The 15,952-nt window shown below is 40.0% G+C and carries 12 protein-coding genes; 9 read left to right on the top strand and 3 right to left on the bottom strand.

Features of this window, described 5'->3' with window-relative positions:
* Positions 1-141: 141 nt before the first annotated feature.
* The 7 genes from parA (at position 142) to JMX63_RS11845 (ending at position 10,692) form a co-directional block, all read left to right on the top strand.
* On the top strand, positions 142-780 hold the full coding sequence (gene parA / locus JMX63_RS11875) for a ParA family partition ATPase (RefSeq protein WP_057758778.1): 639 nt from the start codon (positions 142-144) through the stop codon (positions 778-780).
* Between the two features lie 3 nt (positions 781-783).
* Positions 784-993 carry a hypothetical protein gene (locus JMX63_RS11870; protein ID WP_057758776.1) on the top strand — a complete coding sequence of 70 codons (210 nt, stop codon included), beginning with the start codon at positions 784-786 and terminating at the stop codon, positions 991-993.
* A 378-nt stretch (positions 994-1,371) separates the two neighbouring features.
* Positions 1,372-2,961 (top strand): class I SAM-dependent DNA methyltransferase, encoded by a 1,590-nt coding sequence (locus JMX63_RS11865; RefSeq protein WP_201572556.1) that lies wholly within the window; start codon positions 1,372-1,374, stop codon positions 2,959-2,961.
* The gene (locus JMX63_RS11860; RefSeq protein WP_082624558.1) at positions 2,951-4,264 is read left to right on the top strand and encodes a restriction endonuclease subunit S; all 1,314 of its coding nucleotides are present in this window, start codon (positions 2,951-2,953) and stop codon (positions 4,262-4,264) included. The genes JMX63_RS11865 and JMX63_RS11860 overlap by 11 nt, the downstream gene beginning before the upstream one ends.
* Positions 4,265-4,316: 52 nt before the next feature.
* Positions 4,317-5,165, top strand: coding sequence for a hypothetical protein (locus JMX63_RS11855; protein WP_057758772.1), 849 nt, complete (start codon positions 4,317-4,319; stop codon positions 5,163-5,165).
* Between the two features lie 77 nt (positions 5,166-5,242).
* Entirely contained in the window at positions 5,243-8,425 is a 3,183-nt protein-coding gene (locus JMX63_RS11850) for a type I restriction endonuclease subunit R (RefSeq protein ID WP_057758770.1), read from the top strand.
* 71 nt (positions 8,426-8,496) lie between these two features.
* Positions 8,497-10,692, top strand: coding sequence for an AAA family ATPase (locus tag JMX63_RS11845; RefSeq protein ID WP_057758768.1), 2,196 nt, complete (start codon positions 8,497-8,499; stop codon positions 10,690-10,692).
* Between the two features lie 98 nt (positions 10,693-10,790).
* Here the strand turns inward: JMX63_RS11845 and JMX63_RS11840 are convergent, their stop codons facing one another.
* Entirely contained in the window at positions 10,791-11,027 is a 237-nt protein-coding gene (locus JMX63_RS11840) for a recombinase family protein (RefSeq protein ID WP_057758766.1), read from the bottom strand.
* 275 nt (positions 11,028-11,302) lie between these two features.
* On the opposite strand from JMX63_RS11840, the gene JMX63_RS11835 reads away from it, so the two are divergent.
* The gene (locus JMX63_RS11835; protein ID WP_201572554.1) at positions 11,303-11,899 is read left to right on the top strand and encodes a recombinase family protein; all 597 of its coding nucleotides are present in this window, start codon (positions 11,303-11,305) and stop codon (positions 11,897-11,899) included.
* A gap of 214 nt (positions 11,900-12,113) precedes the next feature.
* Entirely contained in the window at positions 12,114-13,697 is a 1,584-nt protein-coding gene (locus JMX63_RS11830; protein ID WP_082624557.1) for a Fic family protein, read from the top strand.
* Positions 13,698-13,922: 225 nt separating this feature from the next.
* On the opposite strand, the gene JMX63_RS11825 is transcribed toward JMX63_RS11830, so the two are convergent.
* Together JMX63_RS11825 and JMX63_RS11820 are read right to left on the bottom strand one after the other, a co-directional pair.
* On the bottom strand, positions 13,923-14,465 hold the full coding sequence (locus JMX63_RS11825) for a hypothetical protein (protein ID WP_455566974.1): 543 nt from the start codon (positions 14,463-14,465) through the stop codon (positions 13,923-13,925).
* A 477-nt stretch (positions 14,466-14,942) separates the two neighbouring features.
* On the bottom strand, positions 14,943-15,275 hold the full coding sequence (locus JMX63_RS11820; RefSeq protein WP_057762360.1) for a YnfA family protein: 333 nt from the start codon (positions 15,273-15,275) through the stop codon (positions 14,943-14,945).
* Between the last annotated feature and the right edge of the window lie 677 nt (positions 15,276-15,952).

Raw genomic sequence — 15,952 nt, 5'->3', positions numbered from 1 at the left:
ACTCAAATACTCAAATACTCAAATACTCAAATACTCAAATACTCAAATACTCAAATACTCAAATACTCAAATACTCAAATACTCAAATACTCAAATACTCAAATACTCAAATACTCAAATACTCAAACTTAGGATTGCTCTATGAAAGTCATTGCTGTGTTGAATCAAAAAGGAGGCAGTGGCAAGACAACTATTGCCACTCAATTAGCTCGTGGCTTGCAGCTGCAAGGACATAGTGTATTGCTAGTAGATAGTGATCAGCAGGGCAGTGCACGGGATTGGCGAGCTGTAGATGAAGATAATCCAGTACCAGTGATAGGTCTCGATAGACCTACGCTTGATAAAGATCTAAAAAACGTCTCTGATAAAGAGTATGTGGTGATTGATGGTTCACCACAAGCAACTAGTTTGGCTTTATCTGCAATTAAGGCGGCTGATTTTGTATTAATTCCTGTACAGCCTAGCCCATACGATGTCTGGGCGACTAGCGATTTAGTAGACTTAGTAAAGCAGCGTATAGAGATGACTGACGGTAAACTAAAAGCAGCCTTTGTAGTGTCTAGGGCAATTCAGAATACTAATATTGGTAAGGATGTGGCTTCAGTTTTACTAGAGTACGGTCTACCTGTGTTAGATAGTAGAATTATGCAACGTGTAAGTTATCCAAATAGCGCAGCATTAGGCAAGACCGTGTTTGATACTGAGTCAGTGAATAGTAATGCGGTACAAGAAATGACAGCATTGGTTAATGAAATTAAAACATTCTTTGATAAGGAGTAAATGATGAGCTTAGCAGCAGGTCGTCCCAGCAAGAAGGTAAAAGATGAGTTATCTTTGTCAGACGTGACCGATAGTCCTCAAAAAACGGCACGAGTAAACTTTAACATTGACAAAGATAAGTATATTGCATTCAAAAAGTTTGCGCTTGATAACCGAAAGACAGTGACTGAGCTATTAACTGAAATGATTGAAGAAAAGTTGGTTGAGCGATAGGCATAAAAAATCCGATTTTTTATGCCTATAAAAAGGATATGTATAAAAAACTCAAAAAACTATACATATTATCGGATTTTAGGGCTGATTTTTGACAACTCCCATTCAGCCAGAATTTTTCATAGTGACAGACTAATAACGAGTATTGTTACCCTTGATTTGTTACTGTTAATCTATACGTAGTTGCGCTATCTATGCGCTATTTAGAAACTATCTTTTACTGCCTAACCTGTAGAAAGATTGTACTTCTTACAGGTTAGATTTGTTTTAGTCCGATATTTCTACAGGTTAGCTTTATAAATACCTATTAAAACAACTGGCTAACTGAATTCAAACTTTAACTAATACTGCCCCTCAGAACATAGAGAACAAAAAAACATGGCTAAAACACCTGCAAATAAGAACGACACTATAAAAGACGGTCGCTTTGAAGAAGCCCTTTGGGATGCTGCCAACAAGCTACGAGGTAGTGTTGAATCCTCAGAATATAAGCATATCGTCCTTAGCCTGATTTTCTTAAAATTCATCAGTGATACTTTTGAGCAGCAGCGCCAAAAGCTTATTGATACGGGCTATGAAAAGCATATCGACATGGTGCAAGCCTATACCAAAGACAACGTATTCTATTTGCCTGAGGAGAGCCGCTGGAGCTTCATTCAGCAGAATGCCAAGCAAGAAGACATCGCGCTTAAAATCGATACGGCGCTTAGCACCATTGAAAAGACCAACCAATCATTGAAAGGTGCATTGCCTGATAACTACTTCTCGCGTCTTGGCTTAACGGCCAGTAAGCTTGCCGCCTTGATTGATGTGGTCAATAACATCGACACTATTGGTAATCCAGAAGAAGACACGGTAGGGCGCGTGTATGAGTATTTCTTGGGTAAGTTTGCCGCAACTGAAGGTAAAGGCGGTGGTGAGTTCTATACGCCTAAGTCGGTGGTCAATCTGATTACAGAAATGGTTGAGCCGTATCAAGGCAAAATCTATGATCCCTGCTGCGGTTCAGGCGGTATGTTCGTCCAGTCCATCAAGTTCATCGAGAGTCATCACGGCAATACCAAAGACGTGTCTATCTATGGGCAAGAGTACACCAGCACGACCTATAAGCTCGCTAAGATGAACCTTGCCATTCGTGGTATCTCTAGCAACTTGGGTGATGTGGCTGCTGATACGTTCTTTAAGGATCAGCACGAAGACCTAAAAGCTGACTTCATTATGGCGAACCCACCTTTTAACCAAAAGGATTGGCGCGCCTCTGATGAGCTGGTTGATGATCCACGCTGGGCAGGCTATCCGACACCGCCGACGGGCAATGCCAACTATGCATGGATATTGCACATGATATCCAAGCTATCTGAGCACGGTACAGCAGGTTTCGTACTGGCCAATGGTTCGATGTCTACTACTACCAGTGGTGAGGGTGATATACGCGAGCAAATCATTAAAAACGATCTTGTTGATTGTATGATTGCGCTACCGGGTCAGTTGTTTTATACCACGACCATTCCGGTGTGCTTATGGTTCATCAGTAAAGACAAAGCCGCCAAATCTGTTGATAGCCAAGCACGTGGGCTGCGTAATCGTAGCGGTGAAACGCTATTCATTGATGCCCGTAATATCGGTGCGATGATTGATAGGACGCATAAAGAGTTCTCTACTGATGATATTGAGGCGATTGCTAAGACGTATCATGCATGGCGCGGTGAGGCGGAAGCTGGCGGTTATGAAGCCTATAGCGATGAGGCAGGTTACTGTAAATCAGCCAGTCTGGAAGATATCAAAGCCAATGATTATGTACTTACTCCGGGGCGTTATGTCGGTGCTGCGGCAATCGAAGATGATGGCATTCCGTTTGAGACTAAAATGCTGGAGCTAAGCCAAACGCTATATGCACAGATGCGAGAGTCTGAAAAGTTAGATGCAACTATTCGTCAGAACTTGGAGGTGTTGGGTTATGGCGAATGATTGGGAAGTAGTTTCATTAGTAGAGCATTGTAAAAAAATTGGTAGTGGTGCAACGCCTAGGGGTGGGAGTAGCGTTTATCTCGAAGAAGGTGAAATCACACTAATAAGAAGCCAAAATGTTTATAACGAAGGTTTTAAAAGAGATGGTTTGGTCTTTATAACGGAAGAAGCTGCTGAAAAACTGAAAAACGTTATCGTGGAAGAAAATGATATTTTGCTAAATATCACTGGTGACTCGGTTGCTAGGGTTTGCATGGTCGACAATCAGGTCTTACCTGCCAGAGTTAATCAGCATGTTTCAATAATTAGACCTAAAGAAAGCTCGTTTAATCCTTCATATCTAAGGTATCAACTAGTATCACCGCAAGTACAACAATTACTATTAAATTATGCAAGTGCAGGTGCAACTCGACATGCTTTAACTAAAAGCATGATAGAAAATTTAGGTATTCCTAAACCAGATTTAGATACTCAAAACAATATTGCTCATATCCTTGGTTCTTTAGACGACAAAATCGAGCTAAACCGACAAATGAACGAAACGCTAGAGGCCATGGCGCAGACGTTGTTTAAGAGCTGGTTTGTTGATTTTGATCCAGTGATTGATAACGCGCTCGCAGCTGGTAATGCCATTCCTGATGAATTTATCGAACGTGCTGAGCAGCGTAAAGCGATTAAGGAAAAAGACAGTTCAGATATTCAGGCATTATTCCCTGATGAATTTGAATTTACGGAAGAAATGGGCTGGATTCCGAAGGGTTGGGAAGCTGGTTCCTTAGATAATATGTTTGAATTGCAAAGGGGTTTTGATTTACCAAAGACAAAACGCACTGATGGACTTTACCCATTAATGGCAGCTAGCGGTCAAGATGGCACTCATGATGAGTATAAAGTTAAAGGGCCTGGTGTGATAACAGGGAGAAGTGGAAAACTTGGAGTTGTAAGTTTTGTAAATGCTAATTACTGGCCGCTTAATACTACTTTGTGGGTAAAAAATTATAACCAATCAAACCCATACCATGCTTATTTCTTTTTGCAGACATTGGATTTAGAAAAATATAATTCTGGTTCAGCTGTACCTTCCCTAAATAGAAATAATGTCCATAACTTAGCTCAGATACTGCCATCAAAAATAGTTTTAGATAAGTTTCAGGAAGTTGTTAAAAGTAGTTTCGCAAAAATAGCTGAAAACAACACTGGTATCGAAACTGTTGCCAAGCTCCGTGACACCCTTTTACCCAAGTTAATGTCGGGCGAGCTACGCATTCCAGATGCTGAAGCACTTGTGGATGAAGCTATATAGCTTTTGATAGTAAACGTTTATCCCAAAAATATAATCATTAATGGAGTTCAAGATGAAGAAGCTTTTACTTAGTTTGGTGCTTAGTTTAGGTGCTTTATCAGTAACTCCTGCAATGGCTGCCGCTCCTGCTTTCTCTGCCAGTCAAATGGCTCAGGTCAAAATCAAGGACTTGAGCTTTAAAGAAGTCATGCGTGAGTTCTATAGTGGTCGTATGGGTTATGAGTTTATTGATGATGAATATATTGAGTCGATGCCAAATATTGGTTTAGACAGTATTGATAGCGATGGAGAGAGAACAGTTGCTCTAATGCATCCGGTATTGCCTTATAAAAATGTAGCAGGTGAGCCACGTTATTTGGCCATCATCGAAAAAGTGCAAGTCAATAATGGTTCATTGGTTTCTTGCCATGTTTGTGGTGCAACAGCTGATTTATACAGTTTTCAAAAGCTAAGTAACGGCCAGTTTCAATTGGTAAGTAAAACACCAAAGGACGTGGAGTTTTCTACTAGCTGGGGGCGAGTTGGACTTTATGCCGAAGATATTCAGAACGGCCTACAGCCGTTGGGGAAAAACCTAATGGGCAGTATATTTATGAATAGTTATACCTCTACTGGAACAACGGATACCTGGTGGGATGTCCTATATTTATCTGAAAATGCATTTATTGATGTATATACATTAGGTGATGCTGGTTCAAGTAATGCTGGGAATTATGAGGAAGACTCACCTCTGTACTACAGCTATGATGTTGCTTTTAAAGTCATGCCTGAAAACACTACTTATTATCCTATTAAATTGACTTATAAAGGCGATAAACCTACTGACGACTATGAGCGTATCAATAGTGTCAATTACAGCAAGATCGTGAAGTTCAATCCGGTGAAAAAGGCTTATGAATAATTTAGCTTTGGTTTAGCCGTGAACTGGCGTATTAATCGTTGATAAAGATAATATAGACTAATAAAAAGGACTTATAGTTGAAATTCACCGAAGACCGACTTGAACAAGCCATTGTCGAGCTACTAGCATCTGAGGGCTATCCACATACGGTTGGCGAAGCACTCGACCGTAATCCTGACGATGTGCTGATTAAGCCTGATCTTCGACAGTTTCTAGCCACCCGTTATAAAGATGACTTGATCACAGAATATGAGATTGAGTCCATCATTCATAAGCTTGAGTACCTTCCTGCGTCTGATCTGTACGATACCAACAAAGCCATCATGAAGTTTGTCGCTGACGGGTTTTTCTTGAAGCGTGAGGACTATACCCAAAAAGACCTATACATCCAGCTCATCGATTATGAAGCACTCGATAACAATCGCTTTCGTATCGTCAATCAAATGGAGATACAAGGCTTTGAGCTGCGTATTCCTGATGGCATTCTTTATATCAACGGCTTACCACTGGTAGTGTTTGAGTTTAAGAGCAGCATTCGTGAAGATGCCACCATGTTTGATGCCTATACCCAGCTGACCACCCGTTATAAGCGCGATATTCCAGAGCTGTTTAAATACAATGCCCTATGTGTCATCAGTGATGGGGTCAACTCAAAGATGGGCTCGTTCTTTGCCCCGTATGAGTTCTACTACTCTTGGCGCAAAGTCACTGGCGATGAGAAATTAGAGAAAGACGGCATCCATTCCTTACTGAGCATGATGAGCGGATTATTTGATAAAGCGCGTTTGCTCGATGTCATCCGCAATTTTATCTATGTGCCTGACAAATCCAGCAAGGAAGAAAAAATCGTTTGTCGTTACCCGCAGTATTATGCAGCCACCAAACTGTTTGATAATATTAAACGTCATATGAAAGTGCTTGATGCAAACGGCAAGTTTGACGAGAGCGATGCTTTACGAGATGGAAAGGGCGGTACGTACTTTGGCGCCACTGGCTGTGGTAAGAGCTATACCATGCTGTTTCTAGCGCGTCTGCTGATGCGCGACGTTGAGCTTGGCAGTCCAACCATTATTTTAATCACTGATCGCACTGATTTAGACGGTCAGCTGTCTGAAACCTTTACCAATGCTAAGACCTATATCGGTGATGAGAATATCATCAGTGTGGAAAGTCGAGCGCATCTACGCGAACAGTTAAAAGGTCGCAGAAGTGGCGGTGTGTTTTTGACCACCATCCATAAGTTCACTGAAGATTTAGCGTTGCTGACTGAGCGTACCAACGTCATTTGTATCTCAGATGAAGCACACCGTAGCCAGATTAATCTTCAGCAGAAGATTACCGTCACTGAAGACGGTGTCAAGAAGAGCTACGGCTTCGCTAAGTACCTGCATGATTCATTGCCCAATGCCACTTACGTTGGCTTCACAGGTACGCCGATTGATGCCACCCTTGATGTCTTCGGTCCAGTCATTGATAGCTATACCATGGTTGAGTCAGTATTCGATGAAATCACGGTGCGTATTGTCTATGAAGGTCGCGCTGCCAAGGTGCTACTCGATAGCAAGCAGCTTGACGAAGTAGAGAAATACTATCAAGAAAGTGCAGATGCTGGCACCAATGAGTATCAGATAGAGAAAAGCAAAAAAGCCATGGCGAGTATGTCCACCATACTTGGTGACCCTGACCGCATCCGTGCCATTGCTGAAGACTTTGTGACACATTATGAAGCGCGAGTAGAAGAGGGCACAACGCAAAAAGGTAAGGCGATGTTTGTCTGTAGCAGCCGGGAAGCTGCCTATCAGTTATATAAAGACATTATAGAGCTGCGTCCTGAATGGAACGAAGTAAAAGCATGTGAGGAAGGCTCAACCTTGTCAGAGAGTGATAAGAAAAATGTCATGCCCATGGAGCGCGTCAAGATGATCATGACTCGTAACAAGGATGATGAAAAAGGCATGTGGGACAATCTGGGTAATAAAGACTACCGCAAAGAGCTTGATCGTCAGTTTAAGAACGGCAAATCTAACTTTAAGATCGCCATCGTCGTCGACATGTGGCTCACAGGCTTTGACGTACCCTTTCTCGATACCATCTACATTGATAAACCCTTACAAAAGCACAGCCTGATTCAGACTATCTCACGGGTCAACCGTAAGTTTGAAGGCAAAGAAAGCGGGTTAGTCGTTGATTATATCGGCATCAAAAAGCAGATGAACCAAGCGCTCTCACATTACACCAGTGGTCAGGTTCAAAACCTAGACGATATTCAAAAGTCAGTCGTGGTGGTCAAAGACCATTTGGATCTACTAGATACCGTCTATCATAAGTTCGACTCTAGCCTATATTTTAACGGCACGCCATTAGAGCAGCTGAACTGCTTAAATGCGGCGGCTGACTTTGCGCTGCAATCTAAGAAGCTAGAGAAGCGTTTTATGGACTTGGCCAAGCGTCTGAAGTCTGCCTATGATATTTGTGTGGGTAGTGAAGCACTCACAAAGGCGCACAAAGATAAGATTCATTACTACCTAGCCATTCGTACCATTATCTTTAAAATCACTACTGGCGGTGCACCTGACGTTGAGCAGATGAACCAAAAGGTACGTGACCTGGTCAAAGACGCGCTGATGAGTGATGGCGTTGAAGAGATCTTTAAGCTGGGTGATAACACTGACGGTGAAATTGATATCTTCGATGAAGACTACTTAGCCAAGCTTGAAGTGATTAAGCAGCCCAACACCAAGCTAGAGCTACTACAGCAGCTACTCGCTAAAGCCATTGGTGAGCTTAAAAAGACCAACAAGGTGAAGGGCGTTGATTTCAGTAAGAAGATGAATGCTTTGGTTGAGAAGTATAACGACCGTGACGAACAAGACATACTGCGCGCTGAAGTCATTGGTGATTTCTCTGATGAGATCATCAAGCTGTATAACGAGCTACGGGTTGAGATGGCGTCGTTTGGTGAGATGGGTATCGACTTTGAAGAAAAAGCGTTTTATGACATTCTGCTATCATTGGCGCATAAGTACGATTTCACTTATCCAGAGGACAAGCTGATTGAGCTGTCTAAAGAAGTGAAAAAGCTCATCGATGAGAAGGCTAAATACACTGACTGGAACAAGCGTGATGACATCAAAGCTGAGCTACAGTTTGATTTGATGGTATTGCTCGATGAATGGGGCTATCCACCTGTAGATTCCAAAGAGGTCTACAAAGAGATATTTGAGCAGGCTGAGAACTTTAAGAGGCATCGGGTGGTTTAGTTATATTTACACGAATTTAGTATACTTTTATTTATCAAAATACACTAAGACCTTTCTATACGGATAGCGTTATGATCGAAAGTTTCCAAGTAAAAAATATTGCTACCTACAATGAGTCAGGCATTAGTTGTAATGATTTAGGTAAGATTAACTTTATATATGGAACCAATGGAAGTGGAAAAACCACTCTTTCTAATCTATTAAGAACTCGTTCTCCCAACTGTACAATAAGATGGTTGTCAGATAGACCCCTTGATATTCATGTTTATAATAAGGATTTTAAAGAGAAAAATATACTCAATAATGCCAGCTTGAACGGGGTGTTTACAATTGGTGAGGACGATATAGATAACGAAAAATTGATCTTAAAAAAACAAAATGAAGTTGAAGGTTTAGAAAAAGTAAGTTTCGGACTAGGAAAAAGCTTAGCAGATAAGAAAAAAGACTTACTAGATTTAAAGAAAGAGGTCGTTGATGCTGTCTGGTTTGATAGCGGAGAGTTGAGAAAAAATGCTTTAAAAAGCCCACTATCGGGATATCTTGGGAAGAAAGAGGATTTTTTTGCGAAAAGTTTGATCGAATTGGGTGGCACAGCAGCACTCCTAGATTTGAAGGAATTAGAAGAACAGTCAGAGACTCTTTATGGCAAGGCTCCTTCGTCTTTGCCAAAGATTATAAGCCCTTCATCAGGGCTAGATCAGGTAGAGAACAATGATATTTGGAAAGAGATCATTGTAGGAAAAGGTGACATTAACATATCAGCACTGATAGAAAGTTTGAATATCAGCTCTTGGGTACGTGAAGGATCGACCTATCTCCAAGATAATGTGGAAACATGTCCATTCTGTCAAAAGGACACAATAGACCATAATTTCAGAGAAGATATTCACAGTTATTTTGATAACAACTACACAATCAAAGAAAATCTATTAAAGTCTTTGCAAAATGCATATACCAGCTACTCAGATAAGTTGCTCAATTCATTCCAACAGATAGCCGACGCTCACAAAGTTAAAACCTCCTATGCTTTCGATTCGGTTTCGTTTGAACGGTTTATGGCTCAACTTAGAACTAAAATCCAATTAAATATAAACCTTATAGCTAGCAAGTTAGAGAAACCTAACAGGGTTATCGACATAGATGTCACTATGACTGAAATCGGGCAACTACAGAAAATTATTAATGAAGCAAATAGCCTGATTGATAAACAAAATGCATTGGTTTCAAGATTAGGTGCTTCAAAAGCAGAACTAGTAAGAAATTCTTGGCGATACATAGCTGAACTAAATAAGGATAATCTAAAGAAATATAATAGGGAGAGTAAAAATGCTAATAGTGCTATTAGGAGTATTAATGAGCGTCTAGCGACGACGGAAGCTAACATTAAGAAAATAAATAGAGAGATAGCACAACTATCTCAGAAAAAGACGAATACTAAAAAAACAATTGATGATATAAACAGCTCTTTGAGTTACTTCGGGTTTACGGGATTTTCTATAGTGGAAAGTCCAGATAGTAACAAACACTATCAATTAAAGAGAAATGATGGTTCTATTGCTAATGAAACGTTGAGTGAAGGTGAAGTTTCTTTTATAACTTTTCTTTATTTTTATCATCTTTGCAAAGGTGGATCGACAGAAAGTACGATAAATTCAAACCGAGTGATCGTTATTGATGACCCTATATCAAGCTTAGATAGTAACATCCTATTTGTTGTTAGTAGCTTAGTAAAAGATATCATTTACGATATAAACAATGATAGCAACCACAAGATAAAACAACTAATAGTCCTGACTCATAATGTATATTTTCATAAAGAAATTTCCTATACAAGTAACAAACTAAAAGCCAGCTGTAGAGCTAACTTCTGGAATCTTAGAAAAGTTGGAAATGTTACGAGCATAAAAAACTATTATAATAAAAACCCTATAAAAAGCTCTTATGAGCTTTTATGGCAAGAGTTAAGAGAAGATTCAACGTCTCAAACAACACTTCAAAATTCTATGCGACGTATCATTGAAAATTATTTCAAGATCCTTGGAGGGATTGAGGATAATGACATTTTGGCATGCTTCTCATGTACTCACGAGCAATTGATTTGTAGATCTCTTATATGTTGGGTTAATGATGGATCTCACTGTATACCAGACGACTTGTACGTTGATGACCAAAGCTCAACTATAGATGAATACAAACGCATATTTAAAGATATCTTCAAGCATACTAACCATCTTGCACATTATGAAATGATGGTAAGAGAAAAATGAATTTGAGTATTTGAGTATTTGAGTATTTGAGTATTTGAGTATTTGAGTATTTGAGTATTTGAGTATCATTCCGTTTCTTTAGCTACAACAACTATCAGTTAACGCGAGCACTTAGCCGTAATTTGTATTTCAGAATAGCTATGCCCAAATTTTAGGAGACTAGCGATAATCTTACGCTTCCCGGTATCTTTCCTACGTCCTGAGTATTTACCCTCTGTCTTAACACGAGCAATACCTTGCATCTGACGGTTACGCCGATCTTTATAGTTCTTTCTAGCAATATCAACGAAAATATCAAGCACCATTGAGGTGATGGCTTGCAATACGCTAGTCATAAACTCAGTATTGTTTGCAGGCTACAAGGCCATATATGAAGTCGGCAGCTCTTTTGATACTGCCGCTAGCTTTTTCTCAGACAGGATTTTTTAAGATGTCCCAGTCATACTGATTTAAAAGTGCTAAGCGGTCTACCATTAGTCTATACCCAAAACATAAAACCTCTAAACGATAATCTATCTATCATTTGACTTATCTTAGCAATTAAACGATAGTAATATCCTGATATTATCAATGAACATTAATTATCAAGTCTAAGTAATAGAGGGGCGTTATGACCGTTCGTATTTATGTGAGAGCCAGCACTAAGGATCAAGACGCTACTAGAGCATTAGTAGATTTGGTTGCCTTCAGTAGCCGCTATGGTGATAGCTATGTTGATTACGTTGAGCACTTCAGTGGTACAAAGCTCGATAGACCAGTATTAGCTAAGTTGATAAAGGACGCCGAGCAAGGCGATATTTTATTGGTTGAAAGCGTAGATAGATTAAGCAGACTATCTCAAGTTGATTTTTCGATTCTAAAGCAGCGTATCAAAGATAAGGGCTTACGATTGGTGGTGGCTGATCTACCAACCACACATACGATGAGTGACGGTATGACAGGTGAGATCCTAAAAGTGATTAACGATATGCTGATCGATTTATTAGCGACCATGGCAAAGCTTGATAATGACAAGCGTAGAGAGCGCATTAAACAAGGATTGGCCAACAGTGGCTATAAACCCACTGGTAAGAAAGCCAATACCGCAAAACACAATCGTATTAAAGAATTGGCCAGTCAAAACAATATGACAAAAGAAGAGATCGCTAAGGCGGTTGGTGTTGGCGTAGCTACTGTTTATCGTGTCTTAAAGCAGGTTAATAGTTGAGGTATTTTAAATATCGACCTATATTTTCTGTTTGTATTTTCAGACGCTAATGTTTGTAGGCAATTGATTCAACATGCTCTTTTGTCTTAATCTAAAGGTATCGCAATGTCATACGAAAATCGTTTTAATGCAATAATGCTTCATTATAATCATTATATTGCATTCATAATTGTTTTTGCGCAAAATGGCTTATCTATAATCGCTTGAGCCACTCATGATGAATACCCCTACCTCAGATCCTATTGGCGCAGCATGGCTTGTCCGCTATGCCAGTATTGAGCTGGTTTCCCCTTTATATGTCAGCAGCAGTATCGGTGGACGCAGACAAACCTATAAAGACGGTGACGTCATTCATAACGCTTATCAGGAAACCGCGCGTCCACTGGACACTATCATTGCGCACTTACAGTTTCACATGCGTCATGAAGTACTGAATTTAGAGTTACTGGTTCGTCTATTTGAGCAGGTAGGTGCTGATGACGTACAAGCATGGGTAAACGCTGAGCCGACAGGCAGCTATGCCCGTAGAATGGCTTTCTTATATGAATGGCTCATGGATAAGCGTTTAGAGGTACCAAGTAATATAGGTGGTAACTATGTGGATGCTTTAGATGCTAAGAAATTGGTTACTTCAAGTCCTTCGCAGGTCATCAAGAACGCTCGCTGGCGTATCAATGACAATCTAGCAGGAACCCGTCATTTCTGTCCGATGCTGGTGAAAACAGAGGCCTTTACGCAAGCAGCTACACTTGATATTGCCACGATGGTTGACAAACTTAACGATGAATTTGGGCAAGACTTACTGATGCGCGCCTCCGTATGGATGACACTAAGAGAGAGTAAAGCCAGCTTTACTATAGAAGGTGAGGGAAAAGAGTTAAAACGTATTGAACGTTTTGCCGATGTGATGGCGCGGCGTACCGGCACCGGTAACATTCCGCTTGATCCTGAATCACTAGCCGAGCTGCAACAAGAGATACTCGGTAGCAAAACGGTTATCCAGCAGTATGGTGTCCGTCAATCACCAGTTTTTGTCTCGCATACTCAGGTCAATGGCTTTAAAGAAATTGTGCACTATATCGCGCCACCAGCTGATGACATTGCTAATAAGCTAGAAGGGTTACAGGTATTTATGGAAAAGACTGAGGGACAATCAGCACTGATGCGTAGTGCTGTTGTCTCCTTTTCCTTTGTGTATATTCATCCGCTAGCGGATGGCAATGGCCGTGTACATCGCTTCTTAATTAATGATGTCCTCAGGCGAGACCAGGTCATTCATGAGCCGATTATCCTACCTATATCACAAGCCATTGCTGAACACCCCTCAGACCGTCATGCCTATGATAAGATTTTAGACCGTGTCTCTGTGCCGCTTATGAAGCAAATCCGTGATCATTACAGCTTTGATAAACAGGCGGTTACTTACCCCGATGGTATTCGCTCAAACTTAAATTTTGAAAACACTCACCTCATTCAACCTGCATGGTGCTTTATGGAACTAACGCCTCACGTTCAGTATTTATCAAGACTAATTGCTCATGTTATTGAAAAAGAGATGCACAACGAGTCACAGTACCTAAGAAAGCATGACCATGCACGACTGGCGATAAAAGAGGTTGTTGAGATGCCCAACAGCTATGCCGATAGAATCATTCGCAGCATGCTACAGAATAAGGGTGCTAAAAGTAATAAGCTATTGAAGGATTATCCATTTTTAACAAATGATGAGGTTTGGGACGATATTTTCTCTGTGGTTGTAGAAACCTTTAAAGATGAAGCAGATGGTTTGAATAGTTAGAACAAACCCTGCTATACGCAGGAAAGTCTGCCTTGACAATCAAGCTCAAGTTAGTATCAGTATCATCGTTGCGATAATGATTCGTTTATAAAAGATTCGGCTAAAATACTGTAACCTGAAACGTAATCAATATTTTTCTTGATCCTATTTAAGCTAATAAACTACTAAAAATAGAATATGTTAAAGGAACTTTGATAACAGCCCACTTTTATTTGACAAGGATTATTACAGATCCTCAAAATAATTTTGAGTATTTGAGTATTTGAGTATTTGAGTATTTGAGTATTTGAGTATTTGAGTATTTGAGTATTTGAGTATTTGAGTATTTGAGTATTTGAGTATTTGAGTATTTGAGTATTTGAGTATTTGAGTAGCTATCAGCTGACGCGTGCACTTAGCTGTAGCTTGTATTTCAGAATAACTATGTCCAGATTTCAGAAAGCTAGCGATAATCTTACGCTTCTCGGTATCTTTCCTACGTCCTGAATATTTGCTTTCTACCTTAGCACGAGCAATACCTTGCATTTGACGGTTACGTCGATCTTCATAGTTCTTTCTAGCAATAGCAGCGAGCATATCAAGCATCATCGAATTGATGGCCTGTAATACGCTGCTCATAAATTCAGTGCTGCTATCAGATTGAGGAGTTATATAAGAGGTCGGTAGCTCTTTTGATACTACCGCCAGTTTCTTTTCTAATAGCATTCTTTTGAGAGTATCCCAATCAGCTTGGTTCAAATGTGCTAAGCGGTCAATCTGCTCAACCAAAATTATATTGCCTTCATGGGCGTCATCAATCAGTTACATTAACTGTGAACGTATTAAAGTTGCGCCTGACTCGTTTTCAACATAGAAGGCGGCAATTTTGTGACCATGATCAGTAGCAAACTGTATAAGCTCATTTTTGGCACGCTTGGCATCTTATTCTTTGATAAACGCTCGTAGATACGCTCTTATAAACATAAATACGTACAATAGTCTGTTATAAGCATCTCCATTACAGCAGTCTATTTTAAGTCGTCTATTAATCGGTTTTTGATGCCTTTTAGATGGTCCCCTTGGAGTATGCTTAAATAGAACCAGTGAAAACTGACTTTTTCTACCAACGTCGTTTGTCATAACCTCTGTTATGGCGACTGGGCAAGCCCAGGTTCTGCCACTCTGATTGGTGCTGGCCGCAGTGCTAGAGAGAATGTACCAGCCATAGTGGAGTTTTTAGTACGTGATGGTTAAAACAACCGTATTCTATGTATTGCGAGGTGCAAACATAATAATAGCCATGCCTAGAAGTGCCACTGCTGTACCTAATATGTCCCATGTCGTTGGTCGAATACCATCAACAGCCCATAACCAAAGAATTGCCATTGTTACATACACACCACCGTAGGCGGCATAAACTCTGCCAACGGCGGTTGGATGTAAAGTCAGTAGCCATACAAAAGCAACCAAACTAAGCGCACTAGGGACAAGCAGCCATATTGACTTACCCTCTCTCAGCCATAAGTATGGCAAATAGCAACCTATAATCTCTGCTAGAGCAGTAACGGCAAAAAGCCCTACTGTTTTTAATTCAAACAAAAAACCTACCACTTTAATTATTCATAATTTAGCACTATAGTTTATCATCTCACTGTAAAAAATATCCTCAAAAAATATACTGCTATATACAATATAAGCTATTTTTATCAATAACCTATACCCTAGAATAATAGGAAATCCATTGCAATGACAAAACCTGTTTGGTCTTTAAACAAGATGGGTTTGTCAACAGGATGTAAGATAAATTGGAAAAGTGAGTAGAGTGTTAGATTATTCATACTGGGTCTAAATTAAAATTTTATGGTGATTAATTTATGCTCAATGTTATTTAATGGTGGCTTGTGATTTAATTAAGAAAAGTAACCTTGAGTAATAAAATACGTTTGTAGCAGGGCTTGTTCTAAGCTCCTTTACTTCCACTTGTCTATAAATTATTTTTTAGTAAACGATCGGATATAAACGTGCCAAACGGTAAGAGTGAGCCGAGTACGCCCGCAGGTATTGCTCAAAGAAGCATTTTCATTTTGAGAGCTGAGCCTATAAGTATATAGCTTTGTACAGAGCTTTGAATTACTGGTTTTTGCCATCTACCACTTAGCACGTCACGTCTTCGTCTAGCCACTTCAAAATCATTCTGCGTTCACTCGCATACAATTATGCATTGGGTTTTAGTACATAGAATGAGAGAGTGTTTGTATTAATCATACATCACATTC

This window comes from Psychrobacter nivimaris, from assembly GCF_904846365.1.
In the GTDB taxonomy this organism is placed as follows: domain Bacteria; phylum Pseudomonadota; class Gammaproteobacteria; order Pseudomonadales; family Moraxellaceae; genus Psychrobacter; species Psychrobacter nivimaris_B.
The sequence above is the reverse complement of the archived record's forward strand: the minus strand, read 5'-3'. Positions and strand labels throughout refer to the sequence as shown.

What these genes read in the sequence shown, in the direction of transcription:
- parA (WP_057758778.1), top strand. Translation starts at nt 142, where the DNA reads ATGAAAGTCATTGCTGTGTTGAATCAAAAAGGAGGCAGTGGCAAGACA.
- JMX63_RS11870 (WP_057758776.1), top strand. Translation starts at nt 784, where the DNA reads ATGAGCTTAGCAGCAGGTCGTCCCAGCAAGAAGGTAAAAGATGAGTTA.
- JMX63_RS11865 (WP_201572556.1), top strand. Translation starts at nt 1,372, where the DNA reads ATGGCTAAAACACCTGCAAATAAGAACGACACTATAAAAGACGGTCGC.
- JMX63_RS11860 (WP_082624558.1), top strand. Translation starts at nt 2,951, where the DNA reads ATGGCGAATGATTGGGAAGTAGTTTCATTAGTAGAGCATTGTAAAAAA.
- JMX63_RS11855 (WP_057758772.1), top strand. Translation starts at nt 4,317, where the DNA reads ATGAAGAAGCTTTTACTTAGTTTGGTGCTTAGTTTAGGTGCTTTATCA.
- JMX63_RS11845 (WP_057758768.1), top strand. Translation starts at nt 8,497, where the DNA reads ATGATCGAAAGTTTCCAAGTAAAAAATATTGCTACCTACAATGAGTCA.
- JMX63_RS11840 (WP_057758766.1), bottom strand. Translation starts at nt 11,027, where the DNA reads ATGACTAGCGTATTGCAAGCCATCACCTCAATGGTGCTTGATATTTTC.
- JMX63_RS11835 (WP_201572554.1), top strand. Translation starts at nt 11,303, where the DNA reads ATGACCGTTCGTATTTATGTGAGAGCCAGCACTAAGGATCAAGACGCT.
- JMX63_RS11830 (WP_082624557.1), top strand. Translation starts at nt 12,114, where the DNA reads ATGATGAATACCCCTACCTCAGATCCTATTGGCGCAGCATGGCTTGTC.